Annotated in this window: 20 protein-coding genes; 10 read left to right on the forward strand and 10 right to left on the reverse strand. The window is 60.7% G+C overall.

Annotated elements, in window-relative coordinates:
• Positions 1–2: 2 nt before the first annotated feature.
• Positions 3–1094 carry an enoyl-CoA hydratase/isomerase family protein gene (locus VJ698_RS20365; RefSeq protein WP_324104640.1) on the reverse strand — a complete coding sequence of 364 codons (1092 nt, stop codon included), beginning with the start codon at positions 1092–1094 and terminating at the stop codon, positions 3–5.
• Here VJ698_RS20365 and VJ698_RS20370 point away from each other — a divergent pair.
• On the forward strand, positions 1093–1296 hold the full coding sequence (locus VJ698_RS20370) for a hypothetical protein (protein ID WP_324104641.1): 204 nt from the start codon (positions 1093–1095) through the stop codon (positions 1294–1296). The genes VJ698_RS20365 and VJ698_RS20370 overlap by 2 nt on opposite strands.
• On the opposite strand, the gene hpf is transcribed toward VJ698_RS20370, so the two are convergent.
• The 7 genes from hpf to VJ698_RS20405 all read right to left on the reverse strand — a co-directional run bounded on the left by hpf (position 1293) and on the right by VJ698_RS20405 (position 6735).
• Positions 1293–1640: a ribosome hibernation-promoting factor, HPF/YfiA family gene (gene hpf, locus VJ698_RS20375; protein WP_324104642.1), complete on the reverse strand. Its 348-nt coding sequence runs from the start codon at positions 1638–1640 to the stop codon at positions 1293–1295. The two genes, VJ698_RS20370 and hpf, sit on opposite strands and share 4 nt — an antisense overlap.
• Positions 1641–1744: 104 nt before the next feature.
• Positions 1745–3238, reverse strand: a complete 1494-nt coding sequence (locus tag VJ698_RS20380) for an RNA polymerase factor sigma-54 (protein ID WP_324104643.1) — start codon at positions 3236–3238, stop codon at positions 1745–1747.
• An 18-nt stretch (positions 3239–3256) separates the two neighbouring features.
• Entirely contained in the window at positions 3257–3997 is a 741-nt protein-coding gene (gene lptB / locus VJ698_RS20385; RefSeq protein WP_324104644.1) for an LPS export ABC transporter ATP-binding protein, read from the reverse strand.
• A 2-nt stretch (positions 3998–3999) separates the two neighbouring features.
• Positions 4000–4551 carry a lipopolysaccharide transport periplasmic protein LptA gene (gene lptA / locus VJ698_RS20390; RefSeq protein ID WP_324104645.1) on the reverse strand — a complete coding sequence of 184 codons (552 nt, stop codon included), beginning with the start codon at positions 4549–4551 and terminating at the stop codon, positions 4000–4002.
• 38 nt (positions 4552–4589) lie between these two features.
• Complete coding sequence (gene lptC, locus VJ698_RS20395) at positions 4590–5183, reverse strand: LPS export ABC transporter periplasmic protein LptC (RefSeq protein WP_324104646.1); 594 nt, start codon at positions 5181–5183, stop codon at positions 4590–4592.
• Positions 5180–5707 carry an HAD family hydrolase gene (locus tag VJ698_RS20400; RefSeq protein ID WP_324104647.1) on the reverse strand — a complete coding sequence of 176 codons (528 nt, stop codon included), beginning with the start codon at positions 5705–5707 and terminating at the stop codon, positions 5180–5182. Before VJ698_RS20400 ends, lptC begins: the two co-directional genes overlap by 4 nt.
• Positions 5707–6735 (reverse strand): KpsF/GutQ family sugar-phosphate isomerase, encoded by a 1029-nt coding sequence (locus VJ698_RS20405; protein ID WP_324104648.1) that lies wholly within the window; start codon positions 6733–6735, stop codon positions 5707–5709. The genes VJ698_RS20400 and VJ698_RS20405 overlap by 1 nt, the downstream gene beginning before the upstream one ends.
• 113 nt (positions 6736–6848) lie before the next feature.
• Here VJ698_RS20405 and VJ698_RS20410 point away from each other — a divergent pair, with 113 nt between their 5' ends.
• Positions 6849–8834: a monovalent cation:proton antiporter-2 (CPA2) family protein gene (locus VJ698_RS20410; RefSeq protein ID WP_324104649.1), complete on the forward strand. Its 1986-nt coding sequence runs from the start codon at positions 6849–6851 to the stop codon at positions 8832–8834.
• Between the two features lie 134 nt (positions 8835–8968).
• A complete protein-coding gene (locus VJ698_RS20415) occupies positions 8969–9874 on the forward strand; it encodes an AEC family transporter (RefSeq protein ID WP_324104650.1) in 906 nt (301 codons plus the stop codon).
• On the opposite strand, the gene VJ698_RS20420 is transcribed toward VJ698_RS20415, so the two are convergent.
• Positions 9871–10149, reverse strand: a complete 279-nt coding sequence (locus VJ698_RS20420; RefSeq protein WP_324104651.1) for an acylphosphatase — start codon at positions 10147–10149, stop codon at positions 9871–9873. The genes VJ698_RS20415 and VJ698_RS20420 overlap by 4 nt on opposite strands.
• Before the next feature lie 14 nt (positions 10150–10163).
• The gene (gene uvrA, locus VJ698_RS20425) at positions 10164–13016 is read right to left on the reverse strand and encodes an excinuclease ABC subunit UvrA (RefSeq protein WP_324104652.1); all 2853 of its coding nucleotides are present in this window, start codon (positions 13014–13016) and stop codon (positions 10164–10166) included.
• Between the two features lie 154 nt (positions 13017–13170).
• Between uvrA and VJ698_RS20430 the strand changes: the two genes are divergently transcribed.
• The 7 genes from VJ698_RS20430 (at position 13171) to VJ698_RS20460 (ending at position 24973) form a co-directional block, all read left to right on the forward strand.
• The gene (locus tag VJ698_RS20430) at positions 13171–14403 is read left to right on the forward strand and encodes an MFS transporter (protein ID WP_414691196.1); all 1233 of its coding nucleotides are present in this window, start codon (positions 13171–13173) and stop codon (positions 14401–14403) included.
• A gap of 54 nt (positions 14404–14457) precedes the next feature.
• On the forward strand, positions 14458–14946 hold the full coding sequence (ssb, locus tag VJ698_RS20435; protein WP_324104653.1) for a single-stranded DNA-binding protein: 489 nt from the start codon (positions 14458–14460) through the stop codon (positions 14944–14946).
• A 213-nt stretch (positions 14947–15159) separates the two neighbouring features.
• Positions 15160–16881: a putative bifunctional diguanylate cyclase/phosphodiesterase gene (locus VJ698_RS20440; RefSeq protein ID WP_324104654.1), complete on the forward strand. Its 1722-nt coding sequence runs from the start codon at positions 15160–15162 to the stop codon at positions 16879–16881.
• A 17-nt stretch (positions 16882–16898) separates the two neighbouring features.
• The gene (locus tag VJ698_RS20445) at positions 16899–18407 is read left to right on the forward strand and encodes an HDOD domain-containing protein (protein WP_324104655.1); all 1509 of its coding nucleotides are present in this window, start codon (positions 16899–16901) and stop codon (positions 18405–18407) included.
• A gap of 344 nt (positions 18408–18751) precedes the next feature.
• Positions 18752–19315: a DUF2726 domain-containing protein gene (locus tag VJ698_RS20450; RefSeq protein WP_324104656.1), complete on the forward strand. Its 564-nt coding sequence runs from the start codon at positions 18752–18754 to the stop codon at positions 19313–19315.
• A gap of 85 nt (positions 19316–19400) precedes the next feature.
• On the forward strand, positions 19401–20117 hold the full coding sequence (locus VJ698_RS20455; RefSeq protein ID WP_324104657.1) for a transposase: 717 nt from the start codon (positions 19401–19403) through the stop codon (positions 20115–20117).
• Positions 20118–20296: 179 nt separating this feature from the next.
• The gene (locus VJ698_RS20460) at positions 20297–24973 is read left to right on the forward strand and encodes a glutamate synthase-related protein (protein WP_324104658.1); all 4677 of its coding nucleotides are present in this window, start codon (positions 20297–20299) and stop codon (positions 24971–24973) included.
• The last annotated feature ends 21 nt before the right edge of the window (positions 24974–24994 follow it).

Raw genomic sequence — 24994 nt, forward strand, 5'->3', positions numbered from 1 at the left:
GGTCAAGCGAGCTCGCGCAACGGGTGCGCGTGAGCCGGCCATGCCGGTTCAAAGAAGCGCTCGATCATGTCTGCCGTGACTTCCGCCCAGGTCGCGGGCGACCATTTCGGTGCGTTGTCCTTGTCGATGACCACCGAGCGGATACCTTCCAGCACTTCGCCCTGTTCAAAGCAGCGGCGGACCATCGTGCGTTCCATGCGCAGGCACTCCGCCACGCTCATGGTTGCGCCGCGGCGCACCTGGGCTAGCGTCGCGCACATCATCAGCGGCGAGCGCTTCTTCATCGTCTCGAGCGTTTTCTGCGCGAAGTCGCTCGCGTCGGTCGCGAGCGAGGCGGCAATCGCGGTGACCGCATCATGCGCGAAGTGCCGGTCAATGGCGGCGCGTTCCTGTGCAAGCATGCTGCGCGCAGGATCAGCCTGTTCCGTGAATTCCGCCGCGAATGCGCGAACCGCCGCGCGCACGTCCGGCGCCTGCGTTGTCTGCAGCATGGCGACGAGCGCGGGAAGCTGCGCAGAGGGGACATAGACATCGGCCAGGTCCGCGTAAAGCGCGTCCGCTGCGCCGACCACTTCGCCGCTGACCCCGAGATAAGCGCCGAGCTGACCGGGTGCGCGCGAAAGGAAGTAGCTGCCGCCGACATCCGGGAACAAGCCGATATTCACTTCCGGCATCGCCATCTTCGTACGCTCGGTGACTATGCGCAGGCGATTACTGGCCCCGCCCTGCGCGACGCCCATCCCACCGCCCATCACGATGCCGTCCATCAGCGCGATGTACGGCTTCGGATAGTGATGGATGAGATGGTTGAGCGCGTATTCTTCCGTGAAGAAGTCTTCGAGGAGCGCGCTGCCGCCCTGCGGCGTGCTGCGGCCTGCGTCATGAAAGAAGCGGATATCGCCACCGGCGCAGAATGCCCTTTCGCTGCTGCCGTGGATCAGAACTGTACGTACCCCTTCGTCGCTGCGCCATGCCAGCAACGTGGCCGTGATCGTACGGATCATGTCGAGCGAGAGAGAATTGAGTGCCTTGGGGCGATCAAGGGTGATGAAGCCGATGTTGTTGGTGACGGCGAAGCGGACGAATTCAGTCATGACGGCATTGATGGTGAATGGTCGTCGTATTTTAGCGGCATTGCAAAAACGTTTCAGTCACTGCGCCGACATTCGTCCGCAGCACGAAGCCCGCCGTGTGCAGATCGCGAGGCAGGAGGCCAATAAAAAAGGGCGCACCCTTTGCATGTGCGCCCTTCATCATTTCCGCCGGCTTGCCCGACGGAGGAGGCGGCAAATCTAGGCTGCCGGCTGCGTCTCCGGCATGCGCTTGATCGCTGCGTGCTGATGATCCTGAAGTCTGGCTTTATGTCTGAGGACCTGGCGGTCCAGCTTGTCGATCAGCGTGTCGATCGCGGCATAGAGGTCTTCCGAGATGCTTTCCACGTGAATGACATTTCCTCGCAGACGTACGTTGATTTCGGCTTTCTGTCTCTTTTCTTTTTCGGGGAGCTTTTCCACGGCCAGGATGACCGCTACATCAATGACATGATCGAAATGGCGTTTGATCCTCTCCAGCTTCGTCTGCACATACTCACGAATGGAGGGGGTCAATTCGAGATGATGTCCACTGATTGTGAGATTCATACGCGCTCCTAAGATTGGTGTCGCCGGAGGTTCCCAACATGCCTGCATTCGCGTAGCAGGGTACGCCGGAACACAGCAACGAAGACAACACTACAACACAAGAACTACAGGGATTTGCGCAGATTCACTGGAGGGATTTTCAGAGCCTCGCGATACTTCGCGACTGTGCGCCGTGCCACGACCATGCCCTGTTCCCCCAACATATCCGCGATTTTGCTGTCTGAAAATGGATTCTTGGGGTCTTCTGCTCCTATCAACTGTTTGATCAGTGCACGTATCGCCGTCGAAGACGCTTCTCCTCCCGCTTCGGTGGCGACATGGCTACCGAAAAAGTACTTCAACTCGAACATGCCGTGAGGAGTGAGCATGTATTTTTGAGTTGTTACACGAGAAATAGTGCTCTCGTGTAAACCAAGTGTATCAGCAATTTCACGCAGCACAAGAGGGCGCATGGCGACCGCGCCGTGCGAGAAAAAGTTGCGTTGCCGATCGACAATGGCTTGTGCAACGCGCAAGATCGTGTCGAAGCGCTGCCGCATGTTCTTGATGAGCCATTTGGCCTCCTGCAGCTGAGAAGTGAGCGATCCCTCACCCTTGCTCTGCTTGAGGATGTTGGCATACATCGCATTCACGCGCAGCCGCGGCATGACATCGTGATTGAGCATCACCTGCCAGCCGTTCTTTGTTTTCTTGACAATGACATCGGGCACGACGAAATCCGATGTGTCGGAGGCGAACAGCGCGCCGGGATGCGGATTGCAGCGCTTGATCACGTGTTGTGCCTCGCGCAGGTCTTCATCGTCGCAATCCAGGATTTTCTTCAGCTTGTTGAAGTCACGTTGCGCGAACAGCGCGAGGTGATTCTCGACGATGTCGAGCGCGCGCCGGCGTGTGACGAGCGGCACCTTCGGAAAGCGCCTGATCTGGATCGACAGGCATTCCGACGCATTGCGCGCGGCGACGCCGGCAGGATCGAAACTCTGCAGCAATTTCAGCGCGACGCGCAACTCCTCGATGTCGATTTCAAGTTCTTCCGGGAGCCGCGCATGGATTTCTTCCAGCGGCTCGTCCAGGTAACCGTTGTCATTCAAGGCGTCGATGATCAATTCGACGAGCGCCCGGTCGCGCGCCTCATGCACGGTCAGGCGCATCTGTTCCAGCAGATGCTCGCGCAGCGTCGTTTCGTGCGCTTCGAGTTGCGGACGCGAGTCATCGTCTTCCGGCGCCTTGGATGTCCGGGCCACGTCGTCAAAGCTCCAGTCGCTTTCGCCGGACGAGGCGCCATCGCCGCTGTCGCCGCCTTCAAATCCGCCTTCGGATTCTTCCGGACCGGATGATGATCCTGCCTCGGCGGCCGGCGTTTCCGTAGTGCTTGCGCTTGATGCCGCCGGCGTCGCGCTGATGGCGCCGTCCGCCAGCAGGCGGACGGAATTGTCGAGCGGATCATCGATGCGTTCAAGCATCGGGTTATCGGAAAGGATCTGTTCCAGCTCCTGGTGCAGCTCGAGCGTCGACAGCTGCAGCAGTCGGATCGATTGCTGCAGCTGGGGCGTCAGCGCAAGATGTTGCGAGATTCGAAGTTGGAGAGTCTGTTTCATTTGTTTGCCAAGCTTCCCTTACATCCGGAAGTGTTCGCCAAGGTAGACCCGCCGCACCGACTCGTTGGCGATGATGTCGTCCGGCCGGCCGCTGGCGAGTACGGAACCCTGGTTGATGATATACGCGCGATCACAGATGCCAAGCGTTTCGCGCACGTTGTGGTCCGTGATCAGCACGCCGATGCCGCGCTCCTTCAGGAAACGCACGATGCGCTGGATCTCGATCACCGCGATCGGATCGACGCCGGCGAATGGTTCGTCCAGCAGCACGAAGCGCGGATTGGTCGCCAGCGCGCGCGCAATCTCGACGCGCCGCCGTTCGCCGCCCGACAGGGAGAGCGCTTGGTTTTCGCGCAAGCGCTCGATCTGCAAATCGGCGAGCAGTGTATTCAGCCGCTTTTCGATTTCAGCCCGCGACAGCGGCTTGTCATTGACGCGCTGCAATTCCAGCACGGCGCGGATATTATCTTCCACGCTCAGCTTGCGGAATACTGATGCTTCCTGCGGTAAGTATGACAGACCGAGCACCGCACGGCGATGGATCGGCAGGCGGGAAATCCCGACGCCGTTCAGATCGATCTCGCCGGCATCGGACGGCACCAGGCCCACGATCATGTAGAACGATGTGGTTTTGCCGGCGCCGTTCGGGCCGAGCAGTCCTACCACTTCACCGCTCTCCACTTCCAGCGAGACGTCGCTAACCACCTGGCGCGCACCATAACTTTTCTGCAGACCGCGGACGACCAAAGTACTTGCCATCGTCATTTTTCCTTTGATTCCGTGCGTGGCTGGATTACAGCTTTGATGCGCCCGCCGCCCGGCTTGTTCTCGCCGGAGGGTGTGTTGTTGACCGTGAAAAACTCGGCGCGGCTGTCGTACGAAATGAATTCACCTTCGACCTCATCGGTCGGCTTCGTTCCTTCCAGCCTGCGCATCTTCGCCTTCGAAAACAGTTTCACCATCTCCGTCTTGCCGTCGTACTCGATACGCTCCGCCTGTCCTTCCACCCACTGGTTGGGGCCGGCATCGCGTTTCTGCCGGAAGGTCGCCAAGCCGCCCGGCGGTGCCAGCAGCGTTGCATGCTGGTAACCGGCCGGATCTTGCGAAACGATCAGCTTGTTGGCATGCATGACAAGCGTGCCGCGCGTTAGCACCACATTGCCGATGAATGTGTTGACCTGCTTGACGTCGTCGTAGAGCATCTGGTCGGCTTCGACGTTGGTCGGTTTCTCGGAATCCGCTTTCTCCGCATGGGCGCCGCCTGCGACAGTTGCCATGAGTGTCAACAGTAGCAAGGAGAAAATCTGTTTCATGAATGGTCTCGAAAGTGGTGCGTCAGTTATATCCGGATTTATCGTAGCGGAGCTTGATACGTGCCATGAACATTGCTGGTCAGGCGGAATTCGCGCTTCGCGTTATCAACGAACATGCCGACGCCATTGAGCGTCGAAGACCCGAGGCGGATCTCCACCGGCTTGTCGGTCTTCATGATTTCGTCGTCGGGCAGCACCAGCATGTAATTGGATGTCGCGTGCAGGTGCTGCGTCGTGGGTGATTCCGGACGATCGAGCTGCACGTTGTCGAACAGTTGCACCCGACTGTTGTCGCTGTTGACGTGTGCGCGCTCGGCGCGCATCGTCATCGGCACCTGCGCTTCGCCGATGCTGTTGATGACAGGCAGCGTGATGTCATACGAATCATCGAGCGGATTGTGCGTCAGCTTTGCGCCGGAAAAGTGGTATTGCACCTTGCCCGTCTTTCCCAGTTTCACGTAGCTGAATTTCTCGACGTAAAAGTCTGGCTCGCTGCGCTGCCGGTCGGGAATGTAATCGCTGGCGGACCGGCGCATTGCTTCCAGCAGCCAGAAGCTGCCGAGCGCCAGCGCGATGACTGGCAGAGCGATGGCCAGCACGCGAAAGCGGATTCCCGTGCGTCCGCTCATCATTCCAGGTACGGCGCAAGCACCGCCTCGTAGTTGCCCTGCGCACGCAGGATGAAATCGCAGAGTTCGCGCGCTGCGCCGCGTCCGCCGCCAGCCTGGGTGACAAGATGGACGCGGGCGCGCACTTCTGCATGCCCGTTCGGCACGCTCGCAGCAAAGCCGCAGCGCAGCAGGATGGGCAGGTCGATTACGTCGTCGCCGATGAACCCGCAAGACTCCTGCGGCGTGCCGGTGTCGGCCAGCAATTTCTCGAACGCGGCGCGCTTGTTGTGCACGCCCTGGTAAACATGCTGGATGCCAAGGTCGGCGGCGCGCTTTTCGACGATATCCGATTTGCGTGCACTGATGATCGCCGTCGCCACACCGGAGCGCTGCAGCAGCTTGATGCCGTGTCCGTCGAGCACGTTGAAGGTCTTGATCACTTCACCGCTCGGGCCGTAATGCAGGCTGCCGTCGGTGAGGATGCCGTCAACATCGAAAATCATGAGCCGTATGCGCGCGGCTCTCGCGACCGCATCGTCTCGCATCAGATCACCTTGGCCCGGGTCAGGTCGTGGATGTGCAGCGCGCCGACCAGTTTTCCATCGGTATCCGCCACCAGCAGCTGGTTGATGCGGAACTGCTCCATGACTTCGACGGCCTCCACTGCCAGCTGGTCCGGGCCGATGGTGCGCGGATTGTGGTGCATCACGTCCGACATCTTCAGCTTGCCGAAGTCCTGCACGTTTTCGATCAGGCGCCGCAAGTCGCCGTCGGTGAACACGCCGATGACCTTGTCCGCGTCGTCCACCACGGCAGTCATCGCCATGCCCTTCTTGGTGATTTCGAGCAAGGCGGCCGGCAGGGAAATGTCAGGCGTGACAGAAGGAACGGCGTCGCCGCTGCGCATCACGTCGCGTACATGCGTGAGCAGGCGCCGGCCGAGCGCGCCGCCGGGATGCGAAAGGGCAAAGTCTTCTTCACGGAAACCGCGCGCGTCCAGCAAGGCCACGGCGAGCGCATCGCCGAGTGCGAGCGTGACGGTGGTGCTCGCGGTCGGCGCGAGATTCAGCGGGCAGGCTTCCTTTTCGACGCGCGCATCCAGATGGATGTCGGCAAGCTGCGCGAGGCGCGATGCCTCGTTGCCGGTAATGGCAATCAGCTTGGCGCCCATGCGCCGGATGATGGGGATGATGGCGATGAACTCGGCCGCTTCGCCGGAGTTGGAAATGGCGATCAGTACATCGTTCTGCGTGATCATGCCGAGGTCGCCATGCAGGGCTTCCGCGGCATGCACAAAGAGGGCGGGGGTGCCGGTCGAGGCCAGTGTGGCGGCAATCTTGCGCGCGATATGGCCGGACTTGCCGATACCGGATACCACGACACGCCCGTTGCATTGCAACAATAACGCGACGGCTTGCGCAAAGACGTCGCCCGGTTTGCCGGAAAGCCGATCTTTCAGTGCCAGGATGGCGTCCGCTTCGATCTGCAGCGTTTCGCAAGCCAGATCCAGCGCACGTTGTGCACTTTTTATATCAAAAGCTTTCGGCGGGGATTTTGCATCGGTTACACTCATGCGGGAAGTATAAACGAATTGTGAAAGCAAAAAACCTGCCAGTCATAACAAAAATCTGCGCCTTGCCTGTCAAAACGGCAAGCGTGCGCGGCAATTCGATGCCCTGCTCATAAATGTTCTCCGCTCTCGAACTTACGCTCATCCTGCTGGCCGCCGCCGTGTTCGGCGTGGTGGCATTTCGCATGTTGCACCTTCCGCCCATGCTCGGCTACCTGCTGGTCGGCGTGGTGGTCGGACCGTACGGCTTCGGCATCGTCCATGAAAACGAGACCACCAACAGGCTGGCGGAGTTCGGTGTTGTGTTCCTGATGTTTTCGATCGGCCTGGAATTCTCGCTGCCCAAACTGTCTTCCATGCGCAAGACGGTCTTCGGCCTCGGCATGGCGCAGGTGCTGCTGACGCTGGCGGCAACCATGGTCTTCGGCTGGCTCACCGCGCACCTGCTGCCACAATTATCGAACATCAGCTGGCGCGCCGCCTTCGCGCTTGGCGGCGCCCTGGCGATGTCTTCCACCGCCATTGTTTCGAAACTGCTCACCGAGCGGCTGGAGCTGGACAGCCAGCACGGCCGGCAGATCGTGGGCATCCTGCTGTTCCAGGACCTTGCCGTGGTGCCGCTGCTGATCCTCGTGCCGGCGCTGGCGCGCAATGCCGAGGACATGCTTGCCGAACTGGCGCTGGCTGGAATGAAAGCGGCCGTTGTGCTGGTCCTGCTGCTGGTGATCGGGCAGCGTCTGATGCGCAGCTGGTTCCATGTGGTCGTCAAGCGCCGCTCGCAGGAATTGTTCATGCTCAACCTGCTGCTGATCACGCTCGGTTCGGCATGGATCACGGAGCAGGCCGGCCTCTCGCTTGCACTCGGCGCCTTCGTGGCCGGCATGCTGATTTCCGAAACCGAATACAAGCACCAGGTGGAGGAAGACATCAAGCCGTTCCGCGATGTCCTGCTCGGCCTGTTTTTCATTACGGTCGGCATGCTGCTCAATGTCCGCCTGGTCCAGGAGAACTGGTGGCTGGTGCTGCTATTGCTGGTTGGCCCTGTGCTGCTGAAATTCAGCCTGATCGCAATGCTGACAAAGCTGTTCGGCCAGTCCACCGGCGTGGCCTTGCGCACTGGTCTCGCGCTCGCGCAGGCTGGCGAATTCGGTTTCGTCCTGCTGAACCAGGCCGGAGCGCTGAAACTGATGGATCCTTTGCTGATCCAGCTGATCCTGGCTTCGATGGTGCTGTCGATGCTGGCCGCGCCCTTCATCATCGCCAAGTCCGATGCCATCGTGCTCAAGCTGTCGGCCAACGAGTGGATGATGCAGTCGCTCACGCTGACGCAGATCGCATCGCGCACCATGAGCACGCAGAAGCATGTGCTGATCGCCGGTTTCGGTCGTACCGGGCAAAGCCTGGCGAAGTTGCTGGAAGAGGAGCACATTCCTTACCACGCACTGGACCTCGATCCCGACCGCGTGCGCGAGGCGCAGGCGGCGGGGGCGCATGTGTCATTCGGTGACGCCGCGCGCCGGGAAAGCCTGGTGGCTGCCGGCATCCATCGCGCGGCCGTACTGGTGATCACCTATGCAAGCACGCCATCTGCATTGAAGGTGTTGCACTTTGCGCATGAGCTGGCGCCAACGCTGCCGGTCATCGTGCGCAGCCATGATGATTCCGACCTCGACAAGCTGCGCGAAGCCGGGGCGGCCGAGGTGGTGCCGGAAGCGATTGAAGGCAGCCTGATGCTGGCCTCGCATGCGCTGGTCATGCTGGGCGTGCCGCTGCGGCGCGTCGTGTATCGGGTACAGGCGGCACGCGACGAACGCTATGCTTCGCTGCGCGGCTATTTCCATGGCGCCAGCGACGCGCCGGAGGATGCCGAGCACATGCACGTGCGCCTGCATTCCGTGACCTTGCCCGACGGCGCGAAGGCAATCGGCAAGACGCTTGGCGCCCTCAAGCTGGGCGACCTCGGCGCAGAGGTGACCATCGTACGGCGTGGCAAGCGGCGCATCGAGGTCATGCCGGAGACGGTCATGCAGCCCGGCGATATCGTGGTGCTGCGCGGCGCCAGCGAAAGCGTGGTGCGTGCGGAGGAGCGTTTGCTGAAGTGACATCGCTGCAGTCGGTGGCGGGCTGCCGCGGCACTGGCAAACCCTCGGTTCGCCATGCTTTCCCGCCCGGAAAACGCGATTGCGCATTACTCGCTACAATGCTGCAGGCACGCATCTCCCGAAAGTAATCCCCCATGCAAGTGTTTGAACGCATCCTCGGCATCATCTTGCCGGTATTCATCATCATCGGCCTTGGTTACGGATATGCACGCTTGCGCGGCGAACGCGTCAAGACGGACATGGGCGCGGTCAATCGTGTCAGCATGGATGTGCTGTGCCCGTTGCTGGTGTTTACCGCGCTGGCATCGAAGGATTTTGATGTCGTGCAGAACGCAACCCTGATCCTGGCCGGTGTGCTGATTTCGCTCGGCTCCGGACTGCTCGCGTGGCCGGTCGCGCGCCTGCTCGGATACGATGCGCGCAGCTTTCTTCCGCCGATGATGTATAACAACTGCGGCAACATGGGGCTGCCGCTTGCGGTGCTGGCATTCGGTAGCACGGCGCTGCCGGCGGCCGTGGCCCTGTTCATGGCCAGCACGCTGATCTACTTTTCGGTGGGCATCAAGATCATCGAAAGCGGGCGCAGCCAGCATACGCCGATGTGGCGCTTCCTGGTCAGCCCGATGATGCTGTCGATGATGCTCGGTATGCTGTTCGCCATCTTCCACATCGGCGTGCCAGGGCCGCTGATGCAGGCGCTGAAAATGCTCGGCGATGCCTGCATTCCCATCATGCTGTTTGCGCTTGGCGTGCGCATGCTCGACGTGAATTTCAAGAGCTGGCACATTGGCCTGGCCGGCGCCATCATCTGCCCGGTATCGGGCCTCGCGGTCGCCTGGCTGCTCGATGGCGTTCTGACTCTGACGCCGATGCAGCGCGGACAGATGTATCTCTTCGCTGCACTGCCGCCAGCGGTGCTGTGCTTCATGGTGGCGGAGCAGTACAAGCAGGAGCCCGACAAGGTGGCGTCGATCGTCCTGCTGGGCAATCTTGCGGCACTGGCCTTCGTGCCGGCCGGGCTGTGGATGGGCTTGCGCTAGACCGTGGAGCGCACTTCGAAGTAGCCGTCCACCACGTCGCCATCATCAGCATCGTTGACGACGACTTCCCGCACCTGCGCAACCGCGGGGCCGCGGCCGGCCCAGGCAATGATTTTCTCGATTGCGTCCGGGCTGCCATTCACCATCGCTTCCACCGAGCCATCGGTGCGGTTGCGCACCCAGCCCGACAGATTCAATGCCCGCGCCTGACGCTCGAAGGAGGCGCGATAGCCCACACCCTGCACCAGTCCGATGATTCGCAGATGTCTGGCCATGTTGCCTCCCGGGCTTATTTCTTCTTCAGCATCGGCGCGAGATACTGGCCGGTGAAGCTGACTGGGCTCTTCGCGACATCTTCCGGCGTGCCGGCGGCGATGATCTGGCCACCGCCCGCACCGCCCTCGGGGCCGAGATCGACGATCCAGTCCGCCGTCTTGATCACATCGAGGTTGTGCTCGATGATCACGACCGTGTTGCCCTGGTCGCGCAGGCGATGTATCACTTTCAGCAACATGTCGATGTCATGGAAGTGCAGGCCGGTGGTCGGTTCGTCCAGGATATAGAGCGTGCGACCGGTGTCGCGCTTCGACAGTTCCAGCGACAGCTTTACGCGCTGCGCCTCGCCGCCCGAGAGCGTGGTTGCGCTCTGGCCGAGGCGAATGTAGCCGAGGCCCACATCAAGCAGTGTCTGCAGCTTGCGCGCCACGACCGGGACCGGCTTGAAGAATTCATGCGCATCTTCGACGGTCATGTCCAGCACTTCGTGGATGTTCTTGCCCTTGTATTGCACTTCGAGCGTCTCGCGGTTGTAGCGTTTGCCATGGCAAACGTCGCAGGGCACGTACACATCCGGCAAGAAATGCATCTCGACCTTGATCACGCCGTCGCCCTGGCAAGCTTCGCAGCGGCCGCCCTTGACGTTGAACGAGAAGCGGCCGGCGCTGTAGCCGCGCTCCTTCGCGGTCGGCACGGTGGCGAACAAATCCCGGATCGGCGTGAACACGCCGGTGTAGGTCGCCGGATTGGAGCGCGGCGTGCGTCCGATCGGCGCCTGGTCGACCGCAATCACCTTGTCGAAATGCTCCAGCCCGCTGATGGATTCATAGGTCGCAGGTTCCGTCTGCGAGCCATACAGGTGCCGCGCGGCAGCGTTATAGAGCGTGTCATTGATCAGGGTCGACTTGCCTGAGCCGGAGACGCCGGTGATGCAGGTCAGCAGGCCGACCGGCAAATCAAGTGTCACGTTCTTCAGGTTGTTGCCCGCAGCGCCGGTGATCACGAGTTGCCGTTCGGGATCGGGCGGCGTGCGCTTCTTCGGCATGTGGATGGTGAGTGTGCCGTTCAAGTATTTCGCCGTCAGCGATTTCTTGTTCTTCAGGATATCGTTGAGCGGGCCCTTGGCGATCACTTCGCCGCCATGCACGCCTGCGCCGATGCCCATGTCCACGATGAAGTCGGCGCAGCGGATCGCATCTTCGTCATGCTCGACCACCAGCACGCTGTTGCCGATGTCGCGCAGGTGCTTGAGCGTATTGATCAGGCGGTCGTTGTCGCGCTGGTGCAGGCCGATCGACGGCTCGTCCAGCACATACATCACGCCGGTGAGGCCGGAGCCGATCTGCGAGGCGAGGCGGATGCGTTGCGCCTCGCCGCCGGACAGCGTATCGGCGCTGCGCTCAAGAGATAGGTAGTCGAGGCCGACGTTGTTCAGGAACTTCAGGCGCGACACGATTTCCTTGATGATGCGGTCGGCGATTTCTTTCTTCGCGCCGGTCAGCTTCAGCTTCTCGAAGAATTCGAGCGTGTCGCGCAGGGGCGTCGCCGCAACCTCGAAGATCGCACGCTGCTGCTTGCCGCTGCCGACCTTCACATAGCGCGCCTCGATGCGCAGGCGCGCACCCTTGCAGGACGGGCATTCCTTCTGGTTGATGAACTTTGCCAGTTCTTCCTTGACCGCAATCGAATCGGTCTCGCGGTAGCGCCGCTGCAGGTTGTTCACCACGCCTTCGAAGGTATGCTCGCGCACCACGGCGCGGCCGCGTTCATTGATATAGGTGAACGGAATCGCCTGGCGGCCCGATCCGTACAGCACCGCATGCTGCGCCTGTTCAGGCAGCTTTTCGAAGGGGGTGTCAAGGTCAAAGCCATAGTGCTCCGCCAGGTTCGACAGCATCTGGAAGTAGAACTGATTGCGGCGGTCCCAACCCTTGATTGCGCCGCTGGCGAGCGAGAGATTGGGGAAGGCGACAATGCGCTTCGGGTCGAAGAATTCGATGTGGCCCAGGCCGTCGCATTCGGGGCAGGCGCCCATCGGATTGTTGAAGGAGAACAGGCGTGGCTCGAGTTCTTGCAGCGCATAGCCGCAGGTTGGGCAGGCGAACTTGTTGGAGAACAGGTGCTCCTTGCCGCTATCCATTTCGAGCGCGATTGCGCGGCCCTCTGCCAGGCGCAGGGCGGTCTCGAAACTCTCCGCAAGGCGCTGCTTTACGTCAGCCTTGATCTTGAGGCGATCGACGACCACGTCAATGGTGTGCTTCTCGGTCTTCTTCAGCTTCGGCAGGTCGTCCACTTCATAGATGCGCGCCGGATGCGTGCCGCTCTGGATGCGGAAGCGGATGAAGCCTTGCGCCTGCATGTCGTCGAACAGGTCCACATGCTCGCCCTTGCGGTTGGCAACGACGGGCGCGAGGATCATCAGCTTGGTATCTTCCGGCATGGCCAGAACGGCATCAACCATCTGTGACACGGATTGCGCCGCCAGCGGATTTTCCGGATGGTCCGGGCAGTAGGGCGTACCGACGCGCGCGTACAGCAGGCGCAGATAGTCATGGATTTCGGTCACGGTGCCGACCGTCGAGCGCGGGTTGTGCGAAGTCGCCTTTTGTTCAATTGATATGGCAGGCGACAAGCCTTCGATCAGATCAACGTCGGGTTTTTCCATCAACTGCAGGAACTGGCGCGCATAGGCGGACAGCGATTCCACGTAGCGCCGCTGACCTTCCGCATACAAGGTGTCGAAGGCCAGCGACGACTTGCCGGAACCGGACAGTCCTGTAATGACGATCAATTGGTTGCGAGGCAACTCCAGACTGATGTTTTTCAGATTATGCGTACGGGCGCCGCGAATTCTTATTTCTTCCATGAACTGCCTTCAACTTGAGCTGGGAGCCTGTATCGGAAGGAAACATCCGGCGGGGAATGTTTCCTTCCGATACAGGCGCTAATACGGGTCAACCTGATACTATAACGGGTTTTAAAGTCCGTCGTATCTCCCGAGCCGACCCGTCCAGAGCATCATGCCCACACCATCCCCCGTCGAACCGAGCAGCCGCATGACCCGTGAAGAAATACGTGCCAGCCTGACACTGGCATCGATTTTTGCACTGCGCATGCTCGGCATGTTCCTGATCCTGCCCGTCTTTGCCGTACATGCGAAGTCGCTCCCCGGTGGCGACAGCACGACACTGGTCGGATTGGCAATGGGGATTTACGGCCTGACGCAATCCTTTGGGCAGATTCCGTTCGGTATGGCCTCGGATAAATATGGACGCAAGCCGGTGATCGTCATCGGCCTGCTGCTGTTTGCACTCGGCTCCTTCATTGCAGCGGCGTCGCATACCCTCGCCTGGGTGATTGTCGGCCGCGCCGTGCAGGGCGCTGGAGCCATTTCCGCTGCGGTGACGGCCTTTATTGCCGATGCGACAAGGGATGAGCATCGCACCAAGGCAATGGCCATGGTCGGCGGCTCGATCGGGCTGACCTTTGCCGTGTCCATGGTCGCTTCGCCGGTGATGTACCGCCTGATCGGCATGGCCGGCATCTTCGCGCTGACCGGTGTTCTTTCTTGCATTGCCATTTTTGTTGTCCTGTACATCGTGCCGCCGGCACCGCAGAAGATTCACGCCGAAAAGGTTTCATTTACCGAGGTGCTGATGGATCGCGAACTCGGGCGCCTGAACTACGGTGTGTTCGCGCTGCACGTGGCGCAAATGTCGATGTTCGTGGTGGTGCCGTCCGCCCTGGTCCAGTATGTCGGCCTGCCGGTAGCGAGTCACTGGAAGCTTTACCTGCCGATCATGGTGGTGTCGGTGGCGCTGATGCTGCCGCCAGTCTTTGTCGGCGAGAAGCGCGGCAAGATGAAACCGGTCTTCCTCGGCGCGATCGCCTTGCTCGCGCTGGTGCAACTCGGCCTGTGGGCTTTCATGTCCAGTCCGTCCACGACTCCCGCGTGGGTGCTGATCGGCCTGCTGCTGGCGTTCTTCGTTGCCTTCAACATCCTGGAAGCGACCCAGCCTTCGCTGGTATCGCGCATGGCGCCGGCGGCCGCAAAGGGTAGCGCGCTTGGCGTGTATAACACGCTGCAGGCACTAGCGTTGTTCTGCGGCGGCGCGCTCGGCGGGTGGCTGCAGCAGCACATCGGGCCGGCTTCCGTCTTTGTCGCGGGCGCGGCCCTGACAATTGTGTGGCTTATAATTGCCGCGAAGATGAAGAGCCTGCCACGCCGCGGCGCGGCAACAGCATCCGCTTGAATCCATTTCGTAATTGCATCACGCTACCACTTCAGTCAGCTTTAGGAGAAATTTATGGCATCCGTCAACAAAGTCATTATCGTCGGCAATCTCGGGCGCGATCCGGAAACGCGCTACATGCCGAACGGCGATGCAGTCACGAACATCGCGGTTGCGACCACCGAAAGCTGGAAGGACAAGAATTCCGGCGAGAAGAAGGAACTGACGGAATGGCATCGCATCACTTTCTACCGCAAGCTCGCCGAAATCGCTGGTCAGTACCTGAAAAAGGGTTCGCAGGTTTATGTGGAAGGCCGCCTGCAGACGCGCAAGTGGACCGACAAGGAAGGCGTTGAACGCTACACCACCGAAATCATTGCCGACACCATGCAGATGCTCGGCAGCCGCCAGGGCATGGGCGGCGGTGCGCCGACAATGGACGAAGACTATGGCAGCGCGCCTGCGCCACGCCAGGGTGCGGGTGGTGGCGGCGGCGCATCGCGTCCGGCTGCGCAGCGCCCGGCGCCGAACTTCAACGACATGGATGACGATATTCCGTTTTGATTAGCGTTCTCCGGCTCTGGACAAACCCCGCAACGCGGGGTTTTTTTTATGCAGAAGCGCTGTTCCATTTTTGGTACTTTTCCAATAAGTTTTTATTGGGCAATCAATTTCCGGTCAACAATTTGTTAAGATGGCTACGCTAGGTGTGCTGGCGCCGTGGGAGTTGTGGCGCGCGCAGGATCCGTAAGCCTTCTCCGAATCTGATTTGTAACGATGTTTTCCATTCACCGGGATCGGCCCGATATTGACGTCAACAATCAAGTCGACAGCCTCATGGAGGCCGCCGGAGATGCCGTTTTTCGTATCAATGCGCAAGGTACCGTTCTCCATGCAAGCAGGCGATCCGCCGAGCTGATCGGGCCGGAAGTGCCGCTGATCGGCCAACCACTGGCTTCGCTGGTCCTAGGAGCCGACCATCCGGCGCTGGATGCGGCCGTGGCGCGCGCCCTCGAATCGGCTCAGCCCGGCAAGGCCAATGTACGCCTCAAGACCCGTGTCAGCGCCTTATGGGTCGAGCTTCAGATCAGCACCTATCCGAATGCGCGCGGCGCCCCGGAATTGCTGGCAGTCGCGCGCGACATCTCGGGTCAGCAGGCGACCGAAGAGCGTTTGCGGCACATGGCCACGCATGACGCACTCACTGGCTTGCCGAATCGATCACTGCTGTCGGACCGGATTCGCATGGCGATTGCGCAGTCCCGGCGTACCGGGCGCGGATTTGCCATCGTCGCGCTTGATCTTGACGGCTTCAAGAAGGTCAACGATGCACTCGGCCACCCGGTCGGCGATGCGCTGCTGCGCGTCGCTGCAATGCGCCTGAGCGATACACTGCGTGACGTGGACACGCTCGCGCGCGTCGGCGGCGACGAGTTCGTCGCGGTGCTTGCCAGCGTTGCGTCGGAAGCCGAGATCCAGGCCATCGCGCGCCGTATGATTGCAACGATGCAGCTGCCTTTCGATATTCAGGGCCATACCCTGTATGTCGGCACGTCGATCGGCGCTGCCATATTCCCCGAGCACGGCGAAAGCGAAGTGAAGCTGCACGCACACGCCGACACTGCGATGTATCGCGCCAAGGAAACCGGCAAGGCGCGCTGCGTCGTCTACAACAACCAAAAATTCACCCAGCCGGAACATGATGTGTCGATGGAAGCTGCCATGTTCCAGGCCGTCAGGGACGGCGAATTTCTGCTGCATTACCAGCCCATCGTCGACGCGCGCAGCCGACAGATCATGGGATTCGAAGCGCTGATGCGATGGTCGCGCCCGGGGATCGGCATGGTGCCGCCGACGCAGTTCATTCCGATGGCCGAGAACAACGGGCTGATCAACCTGCTCGGCGCATGGGTGCTCAAGGCTGCCTGCATGCAGATCACGCAGTTCCAGGAAATCGCTGGTCGGCCTTTGTACGTGTCGGTCAACGTCAGCCCGCGGCAGTTCAGGAACGACCAGTTCCTCGACATCATGGACGAAGCGATCGCGCTCTCCGGCCTCAAGGGGCACCAGCTGCTGCTGGAGATCACCGAGGGCATCCTCATGTCGGACCCGGAACACGCCGAAGCCTTGCTCACGGAAATGACGGCACGCAATGTGCGGATCGCGATCGACGATTTCGGCACCGGCTATTCCTCGCTCGCCTACCTGAAGCGCTTCCCGATCGCCACGCTGAAGATCGATCGCACTTTCATCAAGGACCTGCCGGCTTCGGTCAAGGATGCGGCCATCTGCAACGTGGTGCTGAGCCTGGCCAGCCATCTCAACCTCGCAACGGTGGCGGAAGGCGTGGAGAATGAAGAACAGTTGCAATACCTCGCGAAGCATGGATGCGGATTGATCCAGGGCTACCTGACTGGCCGGCCCTCGCCTCCGGAGGAAATCGTTGAATTGCTGAAGGCGGGACAGTCGATGCGCGCAGCAGCGGCCCTTCCGGAATAAGGACAAGAGCAGATCGCATGGCGACTTTTGCAGACCGGGATACCCTCAGCGGCGACGAAACGATCGCGCTGCTGTGGGCGCGCGTCCGGGAACGCGGCGACCTGCCCGGATTTTCCAAGGTGGTCAACGCGATCATTTCGGCCATGCACGGCGACGATGACCGTGAATTCAACATGACCAAGACCGTGCTGCAGGACCCAGCGTTGACGCAGAAAGTCCTGCGGCTGGCGAACAGTGCAATGTATTCCGTCTTCGGTCAGGGCATCAATACGGTGTCGAAAGCGGTTATCGTCCTCGGCACCGAGACGATCGGCCATATTGCGCTCGGGCTGAAGCTCATTGATGGCCTTTCTCGCGCCTCCGATTCCGCCAATGCGCGAGGCGAGCTGGAGAAGGCGGTACTGGCAGGTTATATTGCGCGGCAGGTGGCGCACACCGCCAGCATGCGCGACACAGAGGAAGCGGTCGTATGTTCGATGCTGCACGCCCTGGGACGGATGATGGTCACGTTTTACCTGCCCGACCGCTGGCTGCAGGCGCAGGAATACAGCATGGAGAACGACCTCGACGAAATGGAGGCGGCCAGCGCGGTACTTGGCATCGAGCTTGACGAAATCGGCCGCGAGGTGGCAACGCAGTGGAGCTTACCGTCGAGCCTGGTCGATACGCTGCGCGACGTGCCGCCCACGCCGGTCGGAGAACCGCTCGATCACCGCGACTGGCTTGCGGCATTGTCGACGCTGTCTTCGCGCTGTGCCGGCGCACTGCATGACAATCGCTCATCGGTGCAGGCTGAGCTGGTGCAGCTCGCTGGCGATTACTCGGAAATGCTCGGACTGGAAGCATCCGATGTCGTCGCCGCCGTGGATACCGCCAAGCAAACGGCGGCAGAGGAGGATGTGGTGGTGATGCGCCTGATGAAGCGCAACGACCTCGGCACCGACAATCCGGAGGCTGTCCCCATGGGCAAACCCGCAGACGCCGCGACGATCCTGACGCGCGGCGTCACGGACCTGCGCGGCGCCATGGAGAGCGCGAACGTCGGCCAGCTGATGTCGATGGCGCTGGAGACGGTGTACCAGGGGCTCGGATTCACCCGAGCGATCATCTTCCTGCGCAACAGCGACAAGGCAAACTACGCGGCGCACATGGGATTCGGCGAGGGCGCGCAGGAACTGCTGCCCCGCCTGGTGTTCGACGACGCCTACCAGCCGGACGTGTTTCACGCCGCGCTGGCAAACGACAAGATGATCCTTGTTGAAAATGCCCGCGACCCCGGATTCGTGAACAAGGTGCCGCGCTGGTGGAAAGAAGCGCTGCCGATGGTGCGCAGCTTCATGGTGCTGCCGCTGTCGATCAACCGCAATCCGGTCGGTTTCATTTACGGTGATTGGGGCATGATCAAGCCGGAAGCTCGCGTCGAACAGGCGGAAATCGTGCCGCTGAATGAATTGCGCACGCTCGTGGTCCGCGCCATGGAACAGCGCCGCCTTGGCAACACCCAGTGGAGACGCCACCCGTCCTAGCGGTTCTTGGCACCTCAATTTGTGTTTTTTGCCGGACGCCGGGCGTTGATTGCTGCGTTGCCCATCCCCCGCGATTGCAACATTGTTGCTCCGGTGAATGTCTTGCACTCGCCGCCGATTGCCTCGGCATAAACCGCCAATTGAGGCGCGACGGACCACTCGCCAGAGGCCGCGATCGTGCCGCACATTCCCGATTCCGCAAGAAACTGACCGTCGAAGCCATCCCGGGCCAGTCTTGCGTTATCTCAACATCCCTCCAGGAAAGCCGCCGTATGTTGCCGACTGGCATAGTCAAAACGATAATATTTGGCGACATGGTTATCACACCGACAATGTAGGGAGACATGATGAGCGAGATGGATGCGATCGTTTTCTTCGGTATTGTGTTTGGCGGCCTGCTTCTCTGGTTCATTTTCGGAAGAGACAAGCCGGCGCGGTATCGCACCAAAAACCTGCTGACGGGCCGGGAGCGCGATTTTTTCTATCGACTGCGACGCGCGCTTCCCGATTGCCTGATTTTTCCGCGCATGCCGCTGTCGGCGCTGATTGAGCCGACGGGCGTCGGCAGCGCGCGCCAGGCCGCGCATGCCATGATTGACGGGTTGAAGGTTGGCTATGCCGTATTTGACATGGGAATGCGGCTTGTCGCGGTCGTCGAACTTGACCATGGAGTCCGCCCGAGCCGTCGGGCGACGGCCAGGGATACGTATCTGGCGGGGGCGGGAATCCAGGTTGTTCGCTTCCCCGCTCGCCGTTTGCCGTCGGAAACCAATATCCACGCCACCATCTATTCCCGGCCGGCGTCCGCTGGAAAGGGGCTGCCTAGCGGGAGCCACGCCCAGGGCGAACTGATCGAATATGTACCGCAGCGCTCCCCTTGGCGAAATACCGCCAACGTCCACAAGTAAAATACGCAAGGCAAAGTGGACATGCCTTCCAGAAAAATCGGCGAACAAGGGGTGGAGGAGGGCAATTTAATGCTTTAATTCGGTCATGGCCAGACTTCCGCGACTTGTCGTTCCCCATCAGCCGCACCATGTCATTCAGCGCGGCAATGACCGTCAATCCATCTTCCGGGATGCGGAGGATTATTCCATTTTCCTGCGCTGGCTGCGTGAAGCGGCGAAACTGTTCAAGGTCGCCGTGCATGCCTATGTCCTCATGCCCGACCATCTGCACCTGCTCGTTTCCCCTTCGGACGAAACGGGGCTGGGGAAAATGATGCAATGGGTCGGGCGCCACTATGTTCCGTATTTCAACACGAGGTACCACCGCTCCGGCACGCTTTGGCAGGGCAGGTTCAGGGCGACGGTGATCGAATCCGAGGCTTACTTTCTTGCGTGCAGCTGTTATATCGAATCCAATCCGATGCGGGCCGGCCTCGTGCAGGACGCAGCCGAATATTCCTGGTCCAGCTTCAGTCATCACGCCGGGGTGAAACCTGATCCGCTGCTTACGGACCATCCGCTGTTCTGGGCGCTGGGAAATACCCCCTTTGATCGTGAGATGGCCTACAAAGAGCTGATGAATCAAGGTCTTGCACCACGCGAGATCGAGGTCATCGGTCAGGCCACCCTGAAGGGCTGGCCGCTCGGCTCGGATAAATTCAAGGCCATGCTTGCCAGGCAGACCAATCGACGTGTCACTCCAGCCAAGCGCGGCCGGCCACCCAAACCAAGACAAGACCCAGGCACGACCAACGCCGGTTGAGCCGTGTTCCAAAATACGATGCATCAAGTAGTTTGCACGGATTCACTCTGTCCCCATTTAATTGTAAAAATAATTCCCATATTTTTAATTTCACTCTGACCCTGTTTATTTAAGTTGAACAATCTATTGCGCTGCACTATCCTTCAAGGTCAATATCACCAAAGTTGCGGAGAAAGCTTATGCACGCGCAAGGTCTTTACGATCCCTACAACGAACACGACGCCTGCGGCGTCGGTTTCATCGCCCATATCAAAGGCACGAAAAGCCATTCCATTGTCGAGCAAGGTCTGCTGATCCTGAAGAATCTGGACCACCGGGGCGCGGTTGGGGCCGACAAGCTGATGGGCGATGGCGCGGGCATCCTGATCCAGATCCCGGACCAGTATTATCGTGAAGAAATGGCGAAGCAGGGCGTCACCCTGCCGCCGCCGGGCGAATATGGCGTTGGCATGGTCTTCCTGCCGAAGGAAAACGCTTCCCGCATCGCCTGTGAACAGGAAATCGAGCGCGCCGTCTTCGCCGAAGGCCAGGTCGTGCTCGGCTGGCGCGATGTGCCCATCGATGTCGATATGCCGATGTCGCCGACCGTGCGCCAGAAGGAGCCGATCATCCGCCAGATCTTCATTGGTCGCGGCCCGGACATCATGGTGACCGACGCACTGGAGCGCAAGCTGTATGTGATCCGTAAATCTTCCGGCCATGCCATCCAGGCACTGAACCTGCTGCACGGCAAGGAATTTTTCGTGCCCTCCATGTCGGCACGCACGATCGTATACAAGGGGCTGCTGCTGGCGGACCAGGTCGGCGTCTATTACAAGGATCTGCAGGATCCGCGCTGCATCTCCGCGCTCGCGCTCGTGCATCAACGCTTCTCCACCAACACCTTCCCCGAGTGGCCGCTGGCTCACCCGTACCGCCTGATCGCCCACAACGGCGAAATCAACACGGTGAAGGGCAACTTCAACTGGATGCGCGCACGTGAAGGCGTGATGAAGTCCGCCGTTCTCGGCGACGACCTGAAGAAGCTGTTCCCGCTGATTTATGAAGGCCAGTCCGACACTGCCTGCTTCGACAATGCGCTCGAACTGCTGTTGATGGCCGGCTATCCGATCGCGCAGGCGATGATGATGATGATTCCGGAAGCATGGGAAAACCATACGCTGATGGATGACAACCGCCGCGCCTTCTATGAATACCACGCGGCGATGATGGAGCCGTGGGACGGTCCCGCCGCGATGGCGTTCACCGACGGCCGCCACATCGGCGGTACCCTCGACCGCAACGGCCTGCGTCCGGCGCGTTACATCGTGACCGATGACGATTTCGTCGTCATGGCGTCCGAATCCGGCGTGCTGCCGATCCCCGAGTCCAAGATCATCAAGAAGTGGCGCCTGCAGCCGGGCAAGATGTTCCTGATCGACCTCGAAGCCGGCCGCATCATCGACGACAAGGAACTGAAGGATACCTACGCTAATGCCAAGCCGTACAAGCAATGGATCGAGTCGGTGCGCATCAAGCTGAACGAGCTCGAAGTCGAGCCGGAAGAGCCGAAGTCGTCGATCCCGCTGCTCGACCGCCAGCAGCTCTTTGGTTACACCCAGGAGGACATGAAGTTCCTGCTGGCGCCGATGGCGACGTCGGGCGAAGAGGCCATTGGCTCCATGGGCAATGACTCGCCGCTGGCCGTCATGTCCAACAAGAACAAGACGCTCTATCACTATTTCAAGCAGCTCTTCGCGCAGGTGACCAACCCGCCGATCGACCCGATCCGCGAAGCCATGGTCATGTCGCTGGTGTCCTTCGTCGGCCCGAAGCCGAACCTGCTCGACACCAACAACATCAACCCGCCGATGCGCCTCGAAGTGTCGCAGCCGGTGCTCGACTACGCCGACATCGCCAAGCTGCGCAACATCAGCGCCCATACCGGCGGCAAGTTCAAGTCCTACGAACTGAACATCTGCTATCCGGTCGCGTGGGGCAAGGAAGGTATCGAAGCACGCCTCGCGTCGCTCTGCGCCAAGGCGGTTGATGCAGTCAAGTCCGGCCACAACATTCTGATCGTGTCTGATCGCAAGGTCGACGCGGAGCAGGTCGCCATCCCGGCGTTGCTGGCCACGTCCGCGATCCACCTGCACCTCGTCAGCAAGGGCCTGCGCACCTCCACCGGCCTGGTGGTTGAAACCGGATCTGCGCGTGAGACGCATCACTTCGCGCTGCTCGCGGGCTACGGCGCGGAAGCCGTGCACCCGTACCTCGTGATGGACACCCTGTCCGACATGGCGAAGAACCTGCCGGGCGGCATCACGGCGGAGAAGGCGATCTACAACTTCCAGAAGGCGGTCGGTAAGGGGTTGATGAAGGTCATGTCCAAGATGGGCATTTCCACCTACATGTCCTATTGCGGTGCACAGATCTTCGAAGCCATCGGCCTGAACAAGGCGATGGTCGACAAGTACTTCAAGGGCACGGCGTCCAACGTCGAAGGCATCGGTGTGTTCGAAGTCGCCGAGGAGGCGCTGCGCCTGCACAAGATCGCGTTCAGCAACGACCCGGTGCTGGCCAATGCATTGGATGCCGGCGGTGAATATGCTTTCCGCGTACGCGGCGAAGAGCACATGTGGACGCCGGATGCGATCGCCAAGCTGCAGCATTCGACCCGTTCGAACAACTTCAACACCTATAAGGAATACGCGCAGATCATCAATGATCAGTCCAAGCGTCACATGACACTGCGCGGCCTGTTCGAGTTCAAGATCGATCCGACCAAGGCGATCCCGATCGACGAAGTCGAACCGGCCAAGGAAATCGTGAAGCGCTTCGCCACCGGCGCGATGTCGCTCGGCTCGATCTCGACCGAAGCGCACTCGACGCTGGCCATCGCGATGAACCGCATCGGCGGCAAGTCCAATACCGGCGAGGGCGGCGAAGACGAGAACCGCTATCGCCAGGAACTGAAGGGCATTGCGATCAAGAAGGGCGCAACCCTGGCCGACGTGATCGGCAAGGATCGCGTCGAAATCGACTTGCGCCTGCAGGACGGCGACTCGCTGCGTTCGAGAATCAAGCAGGTTGCATCGGGCCGTTTCGGCGTGACCGCGGAGTACCTCACCTCGGCCGACCAGATCCAGATCAAGATGGCGCAAGGCGCGAAGCCGGGCGAGGGCGGCCAGTTGCCGGGTCACAAGGTGTCCGAATACATCGCCAAGCTGCGTTTCTCGGTGCCGGGCGTCGGCCTCATTTCGCCGCCCCCGCACCACGACATCTACTCCATCGAAGACCTGGCGCAGCTGATCCATGACCTGAAGAATGCCAACCCGAAGGCGTCGATCTCCGTCAAGCTGGTGTCCGAAGTCGGCGTCGGTACGGTCGCCGCGGGTGTCGCGAAGGCCAAGGCAGACCACGTCGTGATCGCCGGCCATGACGGCGGCACCGGCGCATCGCCGCTGTCCTCGATCAAGCATGCCGGTACGCCGTGGGAACTCGGCCTCGCCGAAACGCAGCAGACACTGGTGCTGAACCGCCTGCGCAGCCGCATCCGTGTGCAGACCGACGGCCAGATCAAGACCGGCCGTGACGTCGTCATCGGCGCGCTGCTCGGCGCCGACGAATTCGGTTTCGCCACCGCGCCGCTGGTCGTCGAAGGCTGCATCATGATGCGCAAGTGCCACCTGAACACCTGCCCGGTCGGCGTTGCGACGCAGGATCCGGTGTTGCGCGCCAAGTTCTCCGGCAAGCCGGAGTATGTGGTGAACTACTTCTTCTTCGTCGCCGAGGAAGCGCGCCAGATCATGGCGCAACTGGGCATCCGCAGCTTCGACGAGCTGATCGGCCGCTCCGACCTGCTCGACAAGTCGAAGGCGATCACGCACTGGAAGGCGAAGGGCCTGGACTTCAGCAAGATCTTCTACCAACCCGATGTTCCGGCTTCCGAGCCGCGCCACCAGGTGGAAGAGCAGGACCATGGCCTGGAGAAGGCACTGGACCACAAGCTGATCGCGCAAGCCAAGGCGGCACTCGAGAAAGGCGAGAAAGTGTCGTTCATTTCGCCGATCAAGAACGTCAACCGCACCGTCGGCACCATGTTGTCGGGCGAGGTCGCTAAGAAGTATGGTCACGAAGGCCTGCCGGACGACACGATCCACATACAGCTGCAAGGCACCGCGGGCCAGTCGGTCGGCGCATTCCTGGCGCATGGCATCACGCTGGACCTGGTGGGCGAGGGCAACGACTACGTCGGCAAGGGCTTGTCGGGCGGACGCATCATCGTGCGTCCGAACACCGAGTTCCGCGGCCGGGCAGTGGACAACATCATCATCGGCAACACCGTGCTGTATGGTGCGATTGCCGGCGAGGCATTCTTCAACGGCGTGGCCGGTGAGCGTTTCGCAGTGCGTAACTCGGGCGCGACGGCCGTCGTCGAGGGCACGGGCGACCATGGCTGCGAATACATGACCGGCGGTACTGTCGTCGTTCTGGGCGCTACCGGCCGCAACTTCGCAGCCGGCATGTCCGGTGGCCTCGCCTATGTGTACGATCCGGACGGCGAGTTCGCGGCGAAGTGCAACATGGCGATGGTTTCGCTGGACCCGGTACTGAGCAGCGCCGACCAGGAAGCCAAGGTTGATCGCGCCACCTGGCACACCACCGTTCGCGGCGGCGAGACCCAGACCGACGAAGCGATCCTGAAGGGGCTGATCGAGCGCCACTTCAAGTACACCGGCAGCACGCGCGCGCGCAACCTGCTGGATGATTGGGCGAATGCGCGCGGCAAGTTCATCAAGGTCTTCCCGAACGAGTACAAGCGGGCACTGGGTGAACTGAACGCGGCGCAGTCCAAGGAAAAGATCGCAGCCTGATTATCTATAAACGATGCTGGT

Source organism: Noviherbaspirillum sp. (genome assembly GCF_035254685.1).
Taxonomy (GTDB): domain Bacteria; phylum Pseudomonadota; class Gammaproteobacteria; order Burkholderiales; family Burkholderiaceae_D; genus Noviherbaspirillum.

Coding starts and splice junctions, on each gene's coding strand:
- VJ698_RS20370 (WP_324104641.1), top strand. CDS start 1,093: ATGACGGCATTGATGGTGAATGGTCGTCGTATTTTAGCGGCATTGCAA.
- VJ698_RS20365 (WP_324104640.1), bottom strand. CDS start 1,094: ATGACTGAATTCGTCCGCTTCGCCGTCACCAACAACATCGGCTTCATC.
- hpf (WP_324104642.1), bottom strand. CDS start 1,640: ATGAATCTCACAATCAGTGGACATCATCTCGAATTGACCCCCTCCATT.
- VJ698_RS20380 (WP_324104643.1), bottom strand. CDS start 3,238: ATGAAACAGACTCTCCAACTTCGAATCTCGCAACATCTTGCGCTGACG.
- lptB (WP_324104644.1), bottom strand. CDS start 3,997: ATGGCAAGTACTTTGGTCGTCCGCGGTCTGCAGAAAAGTTATGGTGCG.
- lptA (WP_324104645.1), bottom strand. CDS start 4,551: ATGAAACAGATTTTCTCCTTGCTACTGTTGACACTCATGGCAACTGTC.
- lptC (WP_324104646.1), bottom strand. CDS start 5,183: ATGATGAGCGGACGCACGGGAATCCGCTTTCGCGTGCTGGCCATCGCT.
- VJ698_RS20400 (WP_324104647.1), bottom strand. CDS start 5,707: ATGCGAGACGATGCGGTCGCGAGAGCCGCGCGCATACGGCTCATGATT.
- VJ698_RS20405 (WP_324104648.1), bottom strand. CDS start 6,735: ATGAGTGTAACCGATGCAAAATCCCCGCCGAAAGCTTTTGATATAAAA.
- VJ698_RS20410 (WP_324104649.1), top strand. CDS start 6,849: ATGTTCTCCGCTCTCGAACTTACGCTCATCCTGCTGGCCGCCGCCGTG.
- VJ698_RS20415 (WP_324104650.1), top strand. CDS start 8,969: ATGCAAGTGTTTGAACGCATCCTCGGCATCATCTTGCCGGTATTCATC.
- VJ698_RS20420 (WP_324104651.1), bottom strand. CDS start 10,149: ATGGCCAGACATCTGCGAATCATCGGACTGGTGCAGGGTGTGGGCTAT.
- uvrA (WP_324104652.1), bottom strand. CDS start 13,016: ATGGAAGAAATAAGAATTCGCGGCGCCCGTACGCATAATCTGAAAAAC.
- VJ698_RS20430 (WP_414691196.1), top strand. CDS start 13,171: ATGCCCACACCATCCCCCGTCGAACCGAGCAGCCGCATGACCCGTGAA.
- ssb (WP_324104653.1), top strand. CDS start 14,458: ATGGCATCCGTCAACAAAGTCATTATCGTCGGCAATCTCGGGCGCGAT.
- VJ698_RS20440 (WP_324104654.1), top strand. CDS start 15,160: ATGTTTTCCATTCACCGGGATCGGCCCGATATTGACGTCAACAATCAA.
- VJ698_RS20445 (WP_324104655.1), top strand. CDS start 16,899: ATGGCGACTTTTGCAGACCGGGATACCCTCAGCGGCGACGAAACGATC.
- VJ698_RS20450 (WP_324104656.1), top strand. CDS start 18,752: ATGATGAGCGAGATGGATGCGATCGTTTTCTTCGGTATTGTGTTTGGC.
- VJ698_RS20455 (WP_324104657.1), top strand. CDS start 19,401: ATGGCCAGACTTCCGCGACTTGTCGTTCCCCATCAGCCGCACCATGTC.
- VJ698_RS20460 (WP_324104658.1), top strand. CDS start 20,297: ATGCACGCGCAAGGTCTTTACGATCCCTACAACGAACACGACGCCTGC.